15 protein-coding genes are annotated in these 17781 nt (G+C 61.8%); 13 read left to right on the forward strand and 2 right to left on the reverse strand.

The annotated features are described in order from the left end of the window. Positions 1-8: 8 nt before the first annotated feature. Positions 9-1142 carry an RIP metalloprotease RseP gene (rseP, locus tag IB277_RS05720; protein WP_090295657.1) on the forward strand — a complete coding sequence of 378 codons (1134 nt, stop codon included), beginning with the start codon at positions 9-11 and terminating at the stop codon, positions 1140-1142. An 84-nt stretch (positions 1143-1226) separates the two neighbouring features. Here rseP and IB277_RS05725 read toward each other — a convergent pair whose 3' ends face one another. Continuing rightward, a complete protein-coding gene (locus IB277_RS05725; protein ID WP_162251000.1) occupies positions 1227-1451 on the reverse strand; it encodes a hypothetical protein in 225 nt (74 codons plus the stop codon). Between IB277_RS05725 and bamA the strand changes: the two genes are divergently transcribed. From bamA to lpxB, 6 genes are read left to right on the forward strand one after another with little or no spacing between them, the layout of a single operon-like run. Continuing rightward, entirely contained in the window at positions 1393-3729 is a 2337-nt protein-coding gene (bamA, locus tag IB277_RS05730) for an outer membrane protein assembly factor BamA (RefSeq protein ID WP_060607504.1), read from the forward strand. The genes IB277_RS05725 and bamA overlap by 59 nt on opposite strands. Before the next feature lie 46 nt (positions 3730-3775). Beyond that, positions 3776-4843: a UDP-3-O-(3-hydroxymyristoyl)glucosamine N-acyltransferase gene (gene lpxD, locus IB277_RS05735; protein WP_034796696.1), complete on the forward strand. Its 1068-nt coding sequence runs from the start codon at positions 3776-3778 to the stop codon at positions 4841-4843. After that, the gene (gene fabZ / locus IB277_RS05740) at positions 4836-5300 is read left to right on the forward strand and encodes a 3-hydroxyacyl-ACP dehydratase FabZ (RefSeq protein ID WP_034796695.1); all 465 of its coding nucleotides are present in this window, start codon (positions 4836-4838) and stop codon (positions 5298-5300) included. Before lpxD ends, fabZ begins: the two co-directional genes overlap by 8 nt. Beyond that, the gene (gene lpxA / locus IB277_RS05745) at positions 5297-6112 is read left to right on the forward strand and encodes an acyl-ACP--UDP-N-acetylglucosamine O-acyltransferase (protein WP_162731877.1); all 816 of its coding nucleotides are present in this window, start codon (positions 5297-5299) and stop codon (positions 6110-6112) included. The genes fabZ and lpxA overlap by 4 nt, the downstream gene beginning before the upstream one ends. A gap of 5 nt (positions 6113-6117) precedes the next feature. Beyond that, positions 6118-7005 carry an LpxI family protein gene (locus tag IB277_RS05750; RefSeq protein ID WP_060585276.1) on the forward strand — a complete coding sequence of 296 codons (888 nt, stop codon included), beginning with the start codon at positions 6118-6120 and terminating at the stop codon, positions 7003-7005. Continuing rightward, complete coding sequence (gene lpxB / locus IB277_RS05755; protein WP_090295651.1) at positions 7002-8177, forward strand: lipid-A-disaccharide synthase; 1176 nt, start codon at positions 7002-7004, stop codon at positions 8175-8177. Before IB277_RS05750 ends, lpxB begins: the two co-directional genes overlap by 4 nt. A 198-nt stretch (positions 8178-8375) precedes the next feature. Here lpxB and gltA read toward each other — a convergent pair whose 3' ends face one another. Next, entirely contained in the window at positions 8376-9665 is a 1290-nt protein-coding gene (gene gltA / locus IB277_RS05760; protein WP_034796688.1) for a citrate synthase, read from the reverse strand. 315 nt (positions 9666-9980) lie between these two features. Between gltA and IB277_RS05765 the strand changes: the two genes are divergently transcribed. The 6 genes from IB277_RS05765 (at position 9981) to IB277_RS05790 (ending at position 17688) form a co-directional block, all read left to right on the forward strand. Continuing rightward, a complete protein-coding gene (locus IB277_RS05765; RefSeq protein WP_244546739.1) occupies positions 9981-12455 on the forward strand; it encodes a ComEC/Rec2 family competence protein in 2475 nt (824 codons plus the stop codon). A gap of 183 nt (positions 12456-12638) precedes the next feature. Further along, on the forward strand, positions 12639-13721 hold the full coding sequence (exbB, locus tag IB277_RS05770; protein ID WP_244546738.1) for a tonB-system energizer ExbB: 1083 nt from the start codon (positions 12639-12641) through the stop codon (positions 13719-13721). A 3-nt stretch (positions 13722-13724) separates the two neighbouring features. Beyond that, entirely contained in the window at positions 13725-14150 is a 426-nt protein-coding gene (gene exbD, locus IB277_RS05775; RefSeq protein ID WP_034796684.1) for a TonB system transport protein ExbD, read from the forward strand. Between the two features lie 204 nt (positions 14151-14354). Next, on the forward strand, positions 14355-15020 hold the full coding sequence (locus tag IB277_RS05780) for a protein-L-isoaspartate O-methyltransferase (RefSeq protein WP_060583185.1): 666 nt from the start codon (positions 14355-14357) through the stop codon (positions 15018-15020). A gap of 288 nt (positions 15021-15308) precedes the next feature. Further along, a complete protein-coding gene (locus IB277_RS05785; RefSeq protein ID WP_034796676.1) occupies positions 15309-16676 on the forward strand; it encodes a TolC family outer membrane protein in 1368 nt (455 codons plus the stop codon). A gap of 208 nt (positions 16677-16884) precedes the next feature. Further along, positions 16885-17688, forward strand: coding sequence for a PopZ family protein (locus tag IB277_RS05790; protein WP_060516970.1), 804 nt, complete (start codon positions 16885-16887; stop codon positions 17686-17688). The last annotated feature ends 93 nt before the right edge of the window (positions 17689-17781 follow it).

Raw genomic sequence — 17781 nt, forward strand, 5'->3', positions numbered from 1 at the left:
GAACGTTCATGACATATCTGCTTGATGCCCTTCAGATTCTGACCGGCTACGTCGTCCCATTTCTTCTGGTGCTGACGCTGCTGGTCTTTGTGCACGAGATGGGCCACTACCTCGTTGGCCGCTGGTCGGGCATCCGCATTCTGGCTTTTTCGATCGGCTTTGGCCCTGAGCTCGTCGGCTGGACCGATCGGCACGGAACGCGGTGGAAACTGGCGGCGATTCCCCTTGGCGGTTACGTCAAGTTCTACGGCGACGAGGATGCGGCGAGCGTGCCGGACTACAAGCGCCTGGAGGCGCTGGCGCCGGAAGAGCGCAGCCAGACCTTCCTCGGCGCCAAATTGTGGAAGCGTGCGGCAACCGTCGCCGCCGGACCGATCGCAAACTTCATTCTCGCCATCGCCATCTTTGCCGTGCTGTTTTCCGTCTACGGGCGTCAGGTCGCCGATCCGGTGGTTGCGCGGGTGAATGAGAACAGTGCTGCTGCGCAAGCCGGTGTCGTGCCGGGAGACCGTCTGATTTCGATCGACGGCACGCCCGTCGTCACCTTCGACGACGTTCGCCGCTACGTCAGTGTTCGCCCGGAAATGCCGATTTCGATCCGAATCGAACGCAACGGCGCGATGCTCGATCTGTCCATGGTGCCGCAGCGTACCGAGCTCACGGATCAGTTTGGCAACAAGATGGAAATCGGCGTCATCGGTATCCTGACCGACCAGGAAGCCGGCAATTTCCGCACGGTCAGCTATGGTCCGATCGAGGCCGTCGGGCAGGGCGTCCTGCAAAGCTGGCACGTTGTCACCGGTACTTTCGACTATCTCTCCAATGTCGTGACCGGGCGGATGAAGGCGGATCAGATCGGCGGACCGATCCGCGTCGCCAAGGTCTCGGGGCAGATGGCGACGCTTGGAATTCCGTTTTTGCTGAATATTGCCGCGATCCTGTCTGTTTCCATAGGATTGCTTAACCTCATGCCCGTTCCGGTGCTTGATGGCGGCCACTTGATGTTCTATGCGGTTGAGGCCTTGCGCGGAAGGCCGGTGGGCCCGGCCGCGCAGGATGTCGCCTACCGGATCGGTTTTGCCATGGTGCTGATGCTCATGGTCTTTGCCACCTGGAACGACATATCGATGTTCTTCGGCTAGCGTTCGGCCGGGGAAACGGCGAGGGGGATTTCGACGGATACTGTGAACGATTGGTTTTCAACGGCTTGCGACGAAAGGTTTTGTTTACGATAAATCGAAGCTGTAGTGGCCGTTAAGCCACGGTTCGAATTGAAGTAAACAGAAATTAACGAGCTGGCTTGCTTGTATGGGAAAAGCGGTTAAAACGGCAACCGTGACCGGAGTCGGCACGAAACTGCCGCGCGACGTTTGGAAAAGGTAAGATTTGAACATGAAAGCTGGTTCAAGGTTTTTGAACGCGGTGTCGGCGGCTGCGCTGTCAACAAGCATTGTTGTTTCCGGCGCTGGTGTTGGGTTGCTCGCAGGCACGTCCGTTGCAGAAGCTGCGGTCATCAATCGTGTCGAAGTGCGCGGCGCCACGCGCGTCAGCGCTGAGACGGTTCGCGCCAACATCACGATCGTTCCGGGCAAGAGCTTCAACAACACCGACATCGACGCTTCTGTGAAGCGCCTGTATGCGACCGGCTACTTCTCCGACGTCAGCATCAATGTTTCCGGCGGCACGCTGGTCGTCAGCGTCAGCGAGAATCAGCTTGTCAACCAGGTCGTCTTCAACGGCAACCGCAAGATCAAGGACGACAAGCTGCAGGGCGTCGTGCGCACGCAGCCGCTCGGTCCTTACAGCGAAGCGACGGTCGAGACGGACATCCAGTCGATCAAGGACGCCTATGCGGCGATCGGTCGTGGCGATGTCACGGTGACGACGCAGGTCGTTCCTGTCGCCGAAGGTCGCGTCAACCTCGCGTTCGTCATCAACGAAGGCGAGCGCACCAAGATTTCTCAGATCAACTTCGTCGGCAACGAAGCCTACAGCGACGGTCGTCTGCAGTCGGTCATCGCGACGAAGGAATCGGGCATCTTCTCCTTCATTACGCGGAAGGACGTCTACAATCCTGACAAGCTGCGCGCGGACGAAGAACTGCTACGTCAGTTCTACTACAACCGCGGCTACGCCGACTTCCAGGTCGTTACTTCGGATGCGACCCTGAATGAAGCGACCAACGAATACACGGTGACGATCACAGTCGAAGAAGGTCCGCGCTACGACTTTGGTTCCGTCAATGTCGAATCGACCGTTGAGGGCATCAACGCCGAAGAACTGAAGGGGCTTATCGTCAGCCGTCAGGGTTCGGTCTACAAGGCCAAGGACGTTCAGGCGACGATGACCGAGATCTCGAAGCGCGTCGCTTCGGCTGGCTACCCGTTCGCTCGCGTCACGCCTCGCGGCAACCGCGATCTCGGCAACCACACGATCGCCGTCGACTACCTCGTCGACCAGGGCGAGCGCGCCTATGTCGAGCGTATCGAAATCCGCGGCAACACCCGTACCCGCGACTACGTTATCCGTCGCGAGTTCGACATGGGTGAAGGCGACGCCTTCAACCAGGAAATGGTAGCGCGCGCCAAGCGTCGTCTCGAGGCTCTCGGTTACTTCTCGACGGTCAACGTTTCGACCGCTCCGGGCAGCGCCGCTGACCGTGTTGTCGTGATCGTCGACGTACAGGATCAGTCGACCGGTTCGTTCGGTATCGGTGCAGGTTACTCCGCCGGTAGCGGTGGTGGCTTCCTCGTCGAAGCTTCGATCGAAGAAAAGAACTTCCTCGGCCGTGGTCAGTACATCCGCGTTGCCGCTGGTCGTGGTGACGAGAGCCGCACGTACAACGTTTCGTTCACGGAGCCGTATTTCCTCGGCTATCGTCTGGCCGCAGGCTTCGACGTCTTCAAGAACGAAAACGACTTCGATGACGACAACTACAGCTACGAAGATCAGGGCTTCAGCCTGCGCGTGACCGCGCCGATCACCGAGAACCTGTCGACGACGCTGCGTTACAACTTCACGCAGTTCGATTATAGCGGTGACCGGTCGAAGCTTTCGTCGCCCTACATTCGTGCGATCGACGGCGGCAACTGGGTCCGTTCGTCGGTGTCGCAGTCGATCACCTACAACACGCTCGACGATGCGCAGCTGCCGCATGACGGCATTCTTGCGACCTTCACGCATGAATTCGCCGGCCTCGGCGGTGACTCCGACTTCTACAAAATGACCGGTAAGGCCAAGTGGTACTACACGGTCAACGACGAAGCCGACATCATCGCCTCGCTCGGCGGTAGCGCTGGCCATATCTTCGAGACCGGTAGCGATCTGCAGGTCTTCGACCAGTTCCAGCTCGGCACCAGCGACATCCGCGGCTTCGAGCGGAACGGTATCGGCCCGCGCGAAAAGCAATCGGGTGACTCGCTCGGTGGTACGACCTATTTCACGGCTTCGGCCGAGGCGACGTTCCCGCTTCCGGGTATCCCGCGTGACAGCGGCTTCCGCGGTGCGGTCTTCGCTGACGCAGGAACGCTCTACAGCAACAAGGTCGCGCTCACCGGTCCTGGTGAATCGGTCCAGGGCAACGACGCCTCGCTGCGCGCCTCGGTCGGTATTGGTCTGATCTGGGCTTCGCCCTTCGGTCCGCTGCGAGTCGACTACGCATGGCCGGTTGCCAAGGAAGATTTCGACCGGGTTCAGAACCTGAAGTTCGGTATTTCGTCGTCGTTCTGATAAGAAGCAGTCCAGAACTGCCAGAAAAGATCGTTCTGGAGTGTACATGGAACAGAACTGGTTTTTTCCGCCCCACGATGGGATCCGCCTGGGCGACCTGGCGGATCGAATTGGGGCGGAATTGGTGGATGTCGCGGTCGCTGACCGTGCTGTCCGCTCCGTAGCGCCGGTCTATCGGGCAAAGCCCGGGGACGTCTGCTATATGTTGTCTCGCAAGAGCCGTGCCGAGCTCGAAACGTGTGAAGCATCGGCGATCATTTGCGATAAGACGATTTCGTCTCTCGTCCCTGCACATATTCCCGTCCTTTTGACAGCGCGGCCGCACACGGCCTTTGCGCTTGCCGGCACGTTGTTGCACGAGATTGCGATGCGTCCGGCACGCAATACGAGCCTGCGCGGCATCGCGCCTGGGGCGTTCGTGGATCCGACGGCGCGGCTTGAGGACGATGTCGAGGTCGAACCGACGGCTGTGGTTGGTGCCGGCGCCGAGATCGGCCGCGGCACGCGGATCGCGGCCGGCGCGGTCATCGGCCCAGGCGTGCGCATCGGTCGCGAGTGCACGATTGCCGCAGGTGCAAGCGTGCTTTGCGCTCTCGTCGGCAACAGCGTGATCATTCACCCCGGCGCTCGCATCGGTCAGGACGGCTTCGGCTATGCGCCGGGTCCGAAAGGCGGGATGATCAAGATCGTTCAGGTCGGACGGGTGATCATTCAGGATCATGTCGAGATCGGCGCGAATACGACCATCGACCGTGGCACGATGGATGACACAGTGATCGGCGAGGGTACGAAGATCGACAATCTCGTTCAGATCGGTCACAACGTGCGCATTGGTCGCTATTGCGGCATCGTCAGCGGGGTCGGCATCGCCGGCAGTACAAAGATCGGCGATGGCGTCATGATCGGCGGCGGCAGCGGCGTCAATGGCCATATCACGGTTGGTGATGGCGTCCAGATCGCCGCCATGAGCGGCGTGGCGGCTGATGTTCCCGCCGGCGAACGGTACGGCGGTATTCCAGCGCGCCCGATGCGTGATTTCCTGCGCGACGTTGCGGAAATGGCCATGCGGGCAGAGGAAAGACAGAAAAAGAAGAAGGGCGGCGCGAATGAGTGAAGCAGCAACGGTTCTCGGCACGGCGGATATTCAGGAAATCCTGAAACTGCTTCCCCATCGCTACCCATTTCTGCTCGTCGATCGCATCATCGAGATCGACGGCGACAATTCGGCGATCGGCATCAAGAACGTTTCGGCGAACGAGCCGCATTTCACCGGCCACTTCCCGGAGCAGCCGATCATGCCGGGCGTCCTGCTGGTCGAGGGCATGGCGCAGACCGCCGGCGCGATCTGCGCCCGCAAGGTGGGAACCGGCACGAACCTGGTCTATTTCATGACCATCGACAATGCCCGTTTCCGCAAGCCGGTCGTGCCCGGAGATCGCGTCGAATTCCATGTCGTGAAGCAGAAGCAGCGCGGCAATATCTGGAAATTTCACTGTGACGCAAAAGTTGACGGGCAACTTGTCGCAGAAGCTGATATCGGCGCGATGATAGTCAGCAAGGAAGACGCCTGAACATGATTGCAGCATCTGCGAAGATCCACCCGTCCTCGATCGTCGAGAGCGGTGCTGTGATCGGCGAGAACGTCAAGATCGGCCCGTTTTGCTACATCGGGCCGAAAGTCGTTCTGGGCGACGATATCGAGCTTCTCAGCCATGTCGCGGTGATCGGCCGGACGACCGTCGGCAAGGGAACGAAGATTTTCCCGAACGCCGTTATCGGCGGTGACTCCCAAAGCGTTCATCACAGTGCCGTCGACACCGAGCTTCTGATCGGCGCCAATTGCACGATCCGTGAAGGCGTGACGATGAACACCGGTACAGTCGAGCATGGTGGTAAGACGGTCGTCGGCGATAACAATCTCTTTCTCGCCAACTCGCACGTGGCGCATGATTGCCGCCTCGGCAGCAACATCATCCTGTCCAACAATGTGATGCTGGCGGGCCACGTCACGGTCGAAGATCGCGTCATTCTCGGCGGCGGCTGTGCGGTCCACCAGTTCACCCGCGTCGGCCGTCAGGCCTTTGTCGGCGGTCTGTCGGCTGTCAGCTACGACGTCATTCCCTATGGCATGCTCAACGGCAATCCCGGTCTGCTGAGCGGTCTGAATGTCGTCGGCATGAGCCGGGCTGGCATCGATCGTGCAACGATCCATGTGGTTCGCCGCGCCTACAAGCAGATCTTCGAAGGGCCGGAATCGATCCGCGCCAATGCCGCAGCGATTCGCGAAGACTATATGGATTGCGCGCCGGTCATGGAAATCCTCGATTTCATCGGCGCCGAGAGCGACCGCGCGCTATCTTCGCCGCAACGCGGCAAGGCCTGACCGTGATGTCTTCTGCTGCGAGCCGCGCGGCGACCAGCGGCCGGCTCGCAATCATCGCTGGTGGCGGCGCGCTGCCTCATCACGTTGCCGAAGCGGTTCGTGCACGCGGCGAAGATCCCTACATCATCGCGCTCACGCGTGAAGCGGAAGAAACCGATTGGGTCGATTTTGACCATTCGGTTCTGGCGATCGGCGATTTCGCCAATATCAGCCGCACATTCAAAGAAGAGGGCATCGACCGCGTCGTCTTGTCCGGGTGGGTTCGGCGTCGGCCGGAGTGGCGCGATATCCGCCCGACGTTGCGGACCCTCGCAAAGATACCGTCAGTGCTGAAGACCTTGGTCTCGGGCGGGGACGATGCGGTTCTGCGCATGGCGATGCAGCTGATCGAGGCAAGCGGCGCGCACGTCATCGGCGTGCACGAGGTGGTACCCAATCTCCTGGCCGAATCAGGCCCCATCGGTGCCGTGAACCCTGACGGTGACGACCAACGCGACATAGAAGCGGGCATCGCTGCGGCCAACGCGCTCGGCGCGCTCGACGTGGGGCAGGGGGCGGTTGCGGTCGGCGGGCGTGTCGTAGCGCTCGAGGGCGCGGAGGGCACGGACGCCATGCTGGAGCGTGTCGCTGTCTTGAAGGCGGAGGGGCGCGTCTCTTCGCGCCGGCGCGGCGTTCTCGTCAAACTTTGCAAGCCCGGGCAGGATCTGCGCGCGGACCTGCCGTCGATCGGCCCGTCCACCATCGCGCTTGCCGAGCGGGCCGGTCTTGCCGGTGTTGCCGTCGAAGCCGGACGGGCGCTGGTGCTGGAACGTAGCGAAGTGGTCAAGGTCGCCGATCAAGCGGGGCTTTTTGTCGCCGGAGTGGAGCGCACTTCCGGAGGTATCAGACGATGAACGCGCCACGTTACAAGCTCGCAGTGATCGCGGGTGAAGTTTCCGGCGACCTTCTGGGTGCCGATCTCGTCCGCGCGCTTCGGGCGCAAAGCCATTCTGACGTCGAACTCGTCGGGGTCGGCGGCGAGGCGCTGGAGGCCGAGGGCCTTCGCTCGTTGTTCGACTATTCCGAACTGTCGATCATGGGCTTCACCCAGGTGCTCGCCCGTCTGCCGAAGCTGATCATGCGTATTCGCCAAACGGCAAAGGCGATCATCGCAGCCCGACCCGACGCGCTTCTGATCATTGATAGCCCGGATTTCACCCACCGCGTGGCGCGAAAAGTGCGCGCCGCATTGCCGGATCTGCCCGTCATCAACTACGTCTGCCCGAGCGTCTGGGCCTGGAAGCCGGAGCGAGCACCGCGCATGCGCGGCTACGTCGATCACGTGCTCGCCGTCTTGCCGTTCGAGCCGGAGGCGATGGAGCGGCTGCAAGGCCCCCCGACCACTTATGTCGGCCATCGCCTTGCAAGCGACGCCAATGTGCTCGCCGTTCGCGCAAGCCGCCAGCCGCGCCTTGCGGGCGCCAAGGAGGGGCGTGTTGAGACATGCCTTCTATTGCCGGGCTCGCGCTCCAGCGAGGTCGGTCGCCTGCTGCCGATCTTCCGCGCGACAGTCGAGGAACTCGAAGCCCGCCATCCGGGAATTCGCTTCCTGCTCCCGACCGTCCCGCGCCAGGAGAAGCTGGTGCGGGAAATTACCGCATCCTGGACGATCCAGCCGGAAATTTCCGTCGGTGCGGCCGACAAATGGGCGGCCTTCGATCGAGCCGACGCGGCGATTGCTGCTTCGGGTACGGTCATTCTGGAACTCGCTTTGGCTGGCGTGCCCGTGGTTTCAACCTATGCGCCGGATTTCCTGGTGAAGTTCCTGCACAAGCGCATCCGCATCTGGAGTGGCGCGCTGCCGAACCTGATCGCGGATTTCCCGATCGTCCCGGAATATTTCGGCGAATCGATCCGCCCCGGCGCGTTGACGCGCTGGATGGAGCGGCTTTCGGGCGCAACGGCGCAGCGGGCCTCGATGCTCGACGGTTACGCGCTGGTGCAGCAGCGCATGACGACCGATCATCCGCCGGGCGAGATGGCGGCCAAGATCGTTTTTGGCTATCTCAACAAGAGCCAGCCGTAAGACTTAGCGCCGCCCGAGCGCACGACTGCCGCAATACTTCTGAAGACGGTGCCTGGTGCACAGTGCGCGCTAGGGTGGCGTTGTGTTGCCGCCATTACGAGACCGGCCACAACCGGTGCGAAACGTCGATCCTACCCTGCAAAAACAAAAGCCCGGCCATCGCTGACCGGGCTTTGTTGTCTCTGCTGATTGTCAGTCTTAGCGCTTGGAAACCGGCACGTAGTCGCGCTGCGGAGCGCCGACATAGAGCTGGCGCGGACGGCCGATGCGCTGTTCCGGATCCTCGATCATCTCGTTCCACTGCGCGATCCAGCCGACGGTACGGGCAAGCGCGAAGAGAACGGTGAACATGGTGGTGGGGAAGCCGAGAGCCTTCAGCGTGATGCCCGAGTAGAAGTCGATGTTCGGGTAGAGCTTCTTCTCGATGAAGTACTCGTCGGTGAGCGCGATGCGTTCGAGTTCCATCGCCACTTCGAGAAGCGGATCGTCCTTGTGGCCGAGTTCGGCGAGCACTTCATGCGTGGTCTTCTGCATGATCTTGGCGCGCGGATCGTAGTTCTTGTAGACGCGGTGACCGAAGCCCATCAGGCGGAACGGATCGTTCTTATCCTTGGCGCGGGCGATGAATTCCGGAATACGGTCGGCCGTGCCGATTTCGGCAAGCATGTTGAGTGCCGCTTCGTTGGCGCCGCCGTGCGCCGGGCCCCAGAGGCAGGCGATGCCGGCCGCGATGCAGGCGAACGGGTTGGCACCCGACGAGCCGGCGAGACGAACCGTCGAGGTCGAAGCGTTCTGTTCGTGGTCGGCGTGCAGGATGAAGATACGGTCCATGGCGCGCGACAGAACCGGGTTGACGACATATTCTTCGCAGGGAACGGCGAAGCACATGCGCAGGAAGTTCGAGGCGTAGTCGAGGTCGTTCTTCGGGTAAACGAATGGCTGGCCGATGTGGTACTTGTAGGCCATGGCCGCAATCGTCGGCATCTTGGCGATCATGCGCAGCGACGCAACCATGCGCTGGTGCGGATCGGTGATGTCGGTCGAGTCGTGGTAGAAGGCAGAAAGCGCGCCGACGCAGCCGCACATGACGGCCATCGGGTGTGCGTCGCGGCGGAAGCCGGTGAAGAAGCGCGACATCTGCTCGTGCACCATGGTGTGGTGCGTGACGCGGTAGTCGAAGTCAGCCTTCTGCGCCTTCGTCGGCAGTTCGCCGTAAAGCAGCAGGTAGCAGACTTCCAGGAAGTCGCCGTGCTCGGCGAGCTGTTCGATCGGATAGCCGCGGTGGAGCAGCACGCCTTCGTCGCCGTCGATATAGGTGATCTTGGATTCGCACGACGCCGTCGACGTGAAGCCCGGGTCGTAGGTGAACATCTTCGTCTGCTTGTAGAGCGAGCCGATGTCCACGACGTCAGGGCCGATGGACCCAGATCGCACAGGAAGATCCGCCGACTTTCCATCGAGTGTTACAACCGCGGTTTTATCAGTCATCGGACCCTCCGTCTTATGGCAACGTGGCACACAGACGTGCCACGACAATGAACGTTGCGAATTTGCTATATGATTTATTTTCGACTGCCAAGCTGTACGAAAGGCAAATTGTGCGATGCGAAAATGTGCATATGGCGACGCAATAATGGCATGTTACGGCAATAAGTCCAAAGAGATCAATAAGCTCGTCCGATGATGGTGCGGTACCATTCTATATAGGTTTGCCGCTTTTTTCGGCAGATAGCGCCTCGGTTGCAGTTGCGCTGCGTTGGTTGCATGATCGACCGCGAAGTCAGGGTCCAAAGTGCGGGCGCAATGAGCGAAACGGAAATGCGGCAAGCGTCGCTCGACGTCGAACGCGGAAGCTTCAGGCTTCCCGGATCCGATGCCGCCGTTATCGCCGCGACATTACCTACGCGAGGCCGGTTCTCCCTGTTTCTCCGGCCATCGTGGCAAGCAATTGCGGGCCGCGCAGCCCGTTTCCGGCCTGCCGCGCTTAAACCGGCATTCCTCGCCGCCATCGAAGAGGAACGGGCATTCGGTCACGGTTTCGTGTTGATCCCGGTGTTCTTGATCTTCGGCGTGCTCGCCTGGCTGGCGCTGCCCTTCGATATCCGGATTGCCAATCTTGCAGTGCTGCTGTGCATTTTCGGAATAGCAGCGCTGGCCTGTCGGTGGCGGCTGGCGCCTTTGAGGGCTCCGTTGATTGCGGTTACGCTCTTCATCTCCGGCATGCTGCTGGTCGCGATCGAGACATGGCGCACCGACACCATTGTTCTCGACGCTCCGGTGACCACGAACCTTCGGGGTGTGGTCTTTTCACGCGAGCAGGATGATCGCGGCCGGTGGCGCTACGGGCTGGAGATCGAGGAAACGAGCCGGCCAAAGCTGCGCCGCCAGCCGCTGAAGGCGACGCTGGTGACGCGGGGCTCCGGAGAGCCGTTTCCGCTCGGCGCCCTGATCGAGGGCAGGGCGCGGCTGTCTCCGCCCTCGGGTCCGGCGCTGCCCGGCCTGAACGATTTCGCCTTCGACAGCTATTTCAAGGGAATCGGCGCCGTCGGGTTTTTCTACGGCGCGCCCAAACTATCCGAGAAGGTGGCGACCGAAGAGCCGGGGACGGCTTTCTCGCTGCGTTCGGCAGCGGCAAAAACGATGGCCGCAATGCGGGAAACGGTTGGCGAGAGGATTCGCGCCTCGATCGGCGGCGATACCGGCGCGCTAGCGGCGGCTCTGGTGACCGCAGAGGAAAGGGCCATCAGCCGGGAGACGGTCGAGGTGCTGCGACAGGCGGGGCTAGCGCATGTGCTGGCGATCTCCGGCCTCAACATGGCGCTGGCAGCCGGCACGTTTCTGATCGGCGCACGCACTGTTCTCAGCATGGTTCCGGGGCTGGCGCACCGTGCGCCGATCAAGAAGGTTGCCGCTGCCGGTGCGCTGCTGATGGTCTGCCTCTACATCCTCATTTCCGGCGGCGCCGTATCGGCACTTCGCGCCTGGATCATGATCTCGATCATGCTGGTCGCGGTGTTTTTCGACCGCATGTCGATCAGCCTGCGCAACGTCGCGCTCGCCGCAATCGTCATCGTGGTTCTCATGCCTTCGGCTGTGGCCGGGCCAGGCTTCCAGATGTCCTTCGCCGCCACCCTGGCGCTGGTTGCCGGCTACGGGCGCTGGCGCGAACGGCGCAACGGCAAGGCCGAAGCGGCTGGCGGCCGCACCAAGGGGCGCCTCATCACCGGCGTCGCCGCAGGCATCCTCATCACCTCGCTCATCGGCGGCCTGGCAACGTCGGTCTATTCGATCGCCTACTTCCACAGGCTGCCGGCCTATGGCCTGCTCGCAAACATTCTCACCATGCCGCTGATCAGCATCGTGATCATGCCGTTCGGTCTGTTCGCCATGCTTCTGATGCCGTTCGGGCTTGAGCATATGCCTTTGATGGCGATGGCGTGGGGTCTCGATCGGATGCTCGACGTCGCCCGGTTCGTGACGTCGCTCGATGGCGAGGTCGTGACCGGCCGCATCGGACCCATCGGCTTCGTGCTGATCGCGATCGGCGGGGTTTTTCTCTGCGTGCTGCGCAGTTGGCTGGCAATCTCTGGCATCGTGCTGATCTGTGCAGGCTTCTTCAGTCTGGCATTGGAAGATGGGAGTCGGCCCGACATCGTGATCGCCGAGGACGGACGCCTTCTCGGCCTGGTCACGGATGATGCCATCGCAACGAACCGGCCGCGCCCGCCGGACTTCATATTTTCGCAATGGCAACGAGCGCTCGCCGTGGGGGAGCACGAGCGGCCGGTCATGCTCCCGCCTGCAGCCGATGATCTTTACCCGGCTATGGAACAGGCGGTCCGACGAGCGCCGCCGATCGATGGAGAGAAGGCTACGGCGATCCGTGCGGATTTTTCATCGGCCATCGAGGCAAGCCGGCCAGGCCGATTTGTCTGCCGCGACAAGCAATGGTGTGCGGCGCGCAGCGCCATCGGCTGGACGATCGTCACCCTCGAAAATCCGCGCCTCTTTCCCGCCCTGTGCGATCAGGCAGACTTGATCGTGGTCGCCGCGCGGGTCGATGTGGAAGCGTGCGCGCCGCGCCGAGCCCGCATCGTCGACGCACGGACGCTGCGCCGCATGGGCGCAATCGAAATTCGGGCGGAGCAGCAGGAAGGGCAGGGCTCACCCGTCATGCAAATCCGGCCGGCTTTCACGACGCTTGCCCGTCCATGGGAGCGCCATCGCACCTATGATTGGCGCAGCGACACCTTCATCGAAGATCAGCCGACGCCCTGAAAACGCCTGTCCAGCTCCGGCAATGGGTGGTTGCGAAATTATTCTTGATTGATAAACTCCACAAATCCTTGTCATTCGGTTTTCCTTTGCTTAAAGAGCCCCGGAAGCGCGCAAGGGTAGCGGCGGATGACGGAAAACCCTTCGCCCTGACACGACGAAATGGACCAGTACGTGAGGAACGAGATGCCGAGACGAGCCCGATCGACGATCAATTTGTTGGCAGCCGCGATGCTGGTCCTGTCCTCCGCAGCTTCGCCAACGGCCGCCTTGGCCCAAGCGACGACGCAGGCACCCGCGGTTAATGGTACGCAAAGCGGAGCAACGGCGCCGTCCGCATCCGCGCCGACGGCAGAAAGTCAGGGCACGGCCGTAACCGTTCCGCCAGCGGAACCGGCGACGCAGGCGCAGCCGACACTGCAAGCTCCTGCCGCTACGTCGGGCGAGGGGGCTCCGGTAACCGTTGAAGGCGCCCCGGTGACGGCGGAAAGCGGGCCGGCAACGGGCGAGGGTGCAGCAAGCCCGGTGTTGCCGCATGATCTTTCGCCGATTGGCATGTTCATGGCCGCCGACGTGGTGGTGAAGAGCGTGATGATTGGCCTTGCGCTGGCGTCCGTCGCCACCTGGGCGATCTTTGTGGTCAAGTTGCTGGAACTCTTTGGCGCCAAGGCGCGCCTGACGCGCGCAGTTCGCCTGCTGTCGGCTGCCAACGGCCTGGCAGACGTCAAGGGAGCCTTTGACGGCAAGTCGGGACCGGCGCCCGAAATGGTCGCCGCGGCGATCGACGAAATGGCCCGCTCGGAGGCGGTGATCGACCATGCGCCGACGGGCGGCCTGAAGGAGCGTGTTTCCTCGCTTCTGACCCGCATCGAGGTTCGCGCCGGTAAGCGCATGACAAGTGGCACCGGCATCTTGGCCTCGATCGGCTCCGTCGGCCCATTCGTCGGCCTGTTCGGCACGGTCTGGGGGATCATGAATTCCTTCATCGGCATCAGCAAGGCGCAGACGACCAATCTGGCGATCGTGGCGCCGGGCATCGCGGAGGCGCTTTTGGCGACCGCTATCGGCCTGGTGGCGGCGATCCCGGCCGTCGTCATCTACAACTATTTTGCCCGCTCGGTCGGTGGCTACAAGGTCATTCTCGCCGATGCCGCGGCGGCCGTGGAACGGCTCGTCAGCCGCGACCTCGACCATCGCCTGGCCCGCAAGGCGCAGCCGCGCCGCCAGGACTTCGGTCACACCGAGACGACCATCGCAAGGATCGGGTGACCTATGGCCGGAAAAATCAGCGACGGTGGCGGCGATCTCGATGAAAACGCCGAGATCAACGTCACCCCCTTCATCGACGTCATGCTGGTGCTGTTGATCATTTTCATGGTGGCGGCGCCGCTTGCCACCGTGGACATGAAGGTGGACCTGCCGCAATCGGCTGCAAAGCCGGCTCCGCGGGACGACAAGCCGGTCTTCGTGACTTTGAAGGCGGATCTGGCTCTGGCGATCGGCAACGATGAGACGGCGCGCGAGAGCTTTGCCGACGAGTTGAAGCGCCTGACCGAAGGCAATACCGAGACGCGCGTTCTGCTGCGCGCGGACAAAGCCGTCGACTACGGTGAACTGATGACGGTGATGAACCTCATTCAGAACGCCGGCTACACCAAGATTGCCCTCGTTGGGCTGGAAGGCGCGCCGGGACGCTGATCCCGGCCGGCAATCGTGTTGCCTCCGCCATTCGCAGTGCAATTCCCTCCCGTTTTTCCGGCGCAGATTGCCGCTATCGCTTGAAACCGGCCGGGCGCCGATTTATGAGCTTACCTCAAAGGCTTTCCGACGGGAGCCAGAAGACGATCGTGCGTGCTTGCCCGAAAGCGGGCGCCGCGCCTATCCGGACACGAGGGCACTACCATGAATTTCGAAGCAGCGCGCACCAAGATGGTGGACAACCAGATCCGCACGACGGATGTCACGTCCCACTCGGTTCTGTCCGCGTTCCTGAGCGTGCCGCGCGAGGAATTCGTGCCTGCCAAGATGAAAGAGCTTGCCTACATCGACACGGATATCGCGCTTGAGGTTACCAATGGCAACGCACCGCGTTTCCTGATGGAGCCGTCGCCGCTCGCCAAGCTTCTCCAGCTGGCCGAAATCGCCAAGTCCGATGTCGTCCTGGAGATCGGCTGCGGCACCGGCTACGCGTCCGCACTGCTGTCACAGGTTGCAGGTTCGGTCGTTGCGCTCGAAAGCGATGAAGGCCTCGCCGCCACCGCGACGGAAACGCTGTCTCGCCTCGGCTACGACAACATCGCCGTCGTGACCGGCGAACTCGAGAAGGGATATGCCGCCGAGGCACCCTATGACGTGATCTTCGTTCACGGCTCGGTCGAAGTCCTGCCGACCGCTTTGTTCGAGCAGCTGCGCGATGGCGGGCGGCTGGTCGTCGTTGAAGGATTTGGCAATGCTTCTCGCGCTAAACTCTATGTGCACGAGCACGGAAAGACGTCCGAGCGCCCCGATTTCAACACCGCGGTCAAGCCGCTTCCCGGCTTCCGTCGTGCACAGGAATTTGTTTTTTGAGGTCCCGCTTATTGAGGGATATCAACAATTAATTGCGTTGCTAAAATAACAATGTTGCCAATTCGCAACGCGGTACTTGTTTCTTTTTGAAATGGCTGCGCAGAGTATGGCTGCGCAGTTGTCGGAATGCTGATTCCGGGTTTCAAAGAGTGCAGTGGTAGTGATTTGCTCACCAGTGGGCGGTGTGAGCGCTTCATCGCCGTGTCTAGTTGGGGTCGCTTTTTGCACAAAGAGCGGCGCCGCGGAAATAGAGGGCAGGCTCTGCCGCCCCGATCGGAGAGAGAAGTAATGGTGTCGATTGTCCGCAAAGCGGCCCTCCTGGCCGCCGTTTCGACAAGCTTGCTGCTTGCACCGCACGCAGTACTGGCCGAAACGATCTTCGGCGCAATGGCCAAAGCCTACGCAAACAACCCTGACCTGAACGCCGCGCGGGCCGGCCTCAGGGCGACCGACGAGAGCGTGCCGATTGCCAAGTCCGGCTTTCGCCCCCAGGTGGCGGCATTCGCGTCCGGAACGCTTTCGACCATCGACAGAGAAAAGACCCTGAGCGAAGACCTCCACCAGGGACAGGTCGGCATCACCGTAAACCAGATGGTGTTTGACGGCTTTCAGACGCTGAACAATGTGCGCGCCGCTGAATCGAACGTCTTTGCGACCCGCGAATCGCTGCGCGCCAACGAGATATCGATTCTCCTTTCGGCCGCGACCATCTATTCCAACATCGCGCGCGACCAGCAGCTCGTATCGATCCGCAAGCAGAACATCGCCTTCCTTCAGGAGCAGGTTAACGCGGCGAAAGCCCGTCTCGATGTGGGCGAAGGCACCCGAACGGACGTGAGCCTCGCCGAAGCCTCGCTCGCCAACGCCCAGTCGCAGCTTATCGTCGCCGTCGCTCAGTTGAAGCAGAGCGAAGCGACCTATGTACAGATCGTCGGCGATGTGCCGCGTGGCATCAAGCAGGCTTCGCCGGCTTCGAAGGCCCTGCCGCGCACGCTCGATCAGGCCGTCGCGACCGGTCTGCGCGAAAGCCCGATCATTCTGTCGGCGCAGTACTCCGTTGATTCGGCCGGTTATCAGGTCAAGTCGGCGGAAGGCACGATGCTCCCCGGTGTGACGCTGCAGGGCCAGGTTGGCCGCACCACCGGCAATGCCAGCCAGTTCGATAGCAATGCATCGAGCATTACGGCTCGCCTCGAAGTTCCGATCTATCAGGGTGGCGCCGAGTACGGCCAGATCCGCCAGGCCAAGGAACGTCTCGGCCAGCAGCGCATCCTCGTCGATTCGGCGCGTGCGGCGGTACAGCAGACTATTGTCTCCGCCTATGCTCAGCTGGAAGCCGCGATTGCGCGCATCTCCGCCAACAAGGCGCAGATCTCCGCCGCCAAGCTGGCTCTCGATGGCGTGATCGAAGAGCGCAAGGTCGGCCAGCGTACGACACTCGACGTGCTTGATTCGCAGCAGGACGTGCTTCAGGCACAGGAACTTCTGGCCGTTGCCCAGCGCGACGCGGTCGTTGCGAGCTATTCGCTGCTTGCTGCCGCCGCGCGGCTGACCGTGAAGGATCAGGGCCTGCAGGTTGCCGAATACCGTGCCGAAGAGCACTACGAAGTGGTCAAGGACAAGTGGTTCGGTCTGCGAACCGTTGACGGTCGCTAAGGCGTCCGTTCGCATCATTGAGTACCTGCCAACGCCTCGGGTCTTCCCCGGGGCGTTTCTATTTTTTCCCCTGAAAACAAATCTGTGCAAGAATCCTTAGCGTTGATTCGTGGCGTATGTTTCGTTCGCGAACTCACTTAAGGTTTGTCGGAAATCGGCGCATGTCCAGTTTTGGGACACATGTCTGCCGCGTCAAACGAGGATGGAAATGGCACAGCTCAATGTCGCGCGTGAACCGTCGATGGATGAAATCCTGGCATCCATTCGCAAGATCATTGAGAGCAACGAACCCGGGCAAGCCGGATTTGCGCCGCAGGAGCAGTTCGAGGACGAGGGCAACGACGAGATCGAGCTGACTATCGACAGCGAGATCGAGACGATCGCCTTTGGCCGACGCGATGAGGCGCCCAAGGCCGCGTTTGTCGAACCGGTCGTGGACAGCCAGGCCGGGCTGTCGGAGCCGTCGCCGGCAGCGCAGCCGCCGCTTTCACTTGCCGATGTCGCAGCACGGGTTCGCGCCGCGTCCGAGCGTCATACGACGAGCTTTGCCGGACGTGAGGTGCCGCCTGCGCCGCAGGTCGTCGCTATTCAGGACAGTCCGGTCGTCACCTCGCGCATGGCAGCAGTTTCCGCGCCGAAAGCGCCGGTGATCGAGCCCGTTGCTGCAGTTGAGGCGCCGGCAGAGCCGGAAGTCGTAGCGCCGCCGCCAGTCGAACTCCCGGAAGTTCTAAGCGCGGTTCCGCCGGTGGCCGCCGTCGTTCCGCCGGAAGCGCCCGCGCCGGAGACGGCGCTTGCCGCGATCGTCTCGCCGGAGGTCGGCCGCAAGGTCGCTCAGTCGTTCGGCGATCTTGCCCACGCAGTGGATCAGGAATCGCGGCGTTCCTTTGATGAAATTGCCGAAGCGATGCTACGGCCGATGCTGCAGGAATGGCTCGATGACAATCTGCCGACGCTTGTCGAGCGGCTCGTCCGCGAGGAAATCGAACGCGTCGCGCGCGGCCCCCGCCGCTAAATGCCGAATCCGAACACGAAAGAAGCCGCGCGATCGTCGCGGCTTTTTGCGTTCGTGTTGACTTGCACCGGCCGTTCCGGTTTACAAGACGCT

Source organism: Ensifer sp. ENS07, from assembly GCF_014852185.1.
GTDB lineage: Bacteria > Pseudomonadota > Alphaproteobacteria > Rhizobiales > Rhizobiaceae > Ensifer > Ensifer adhaerens.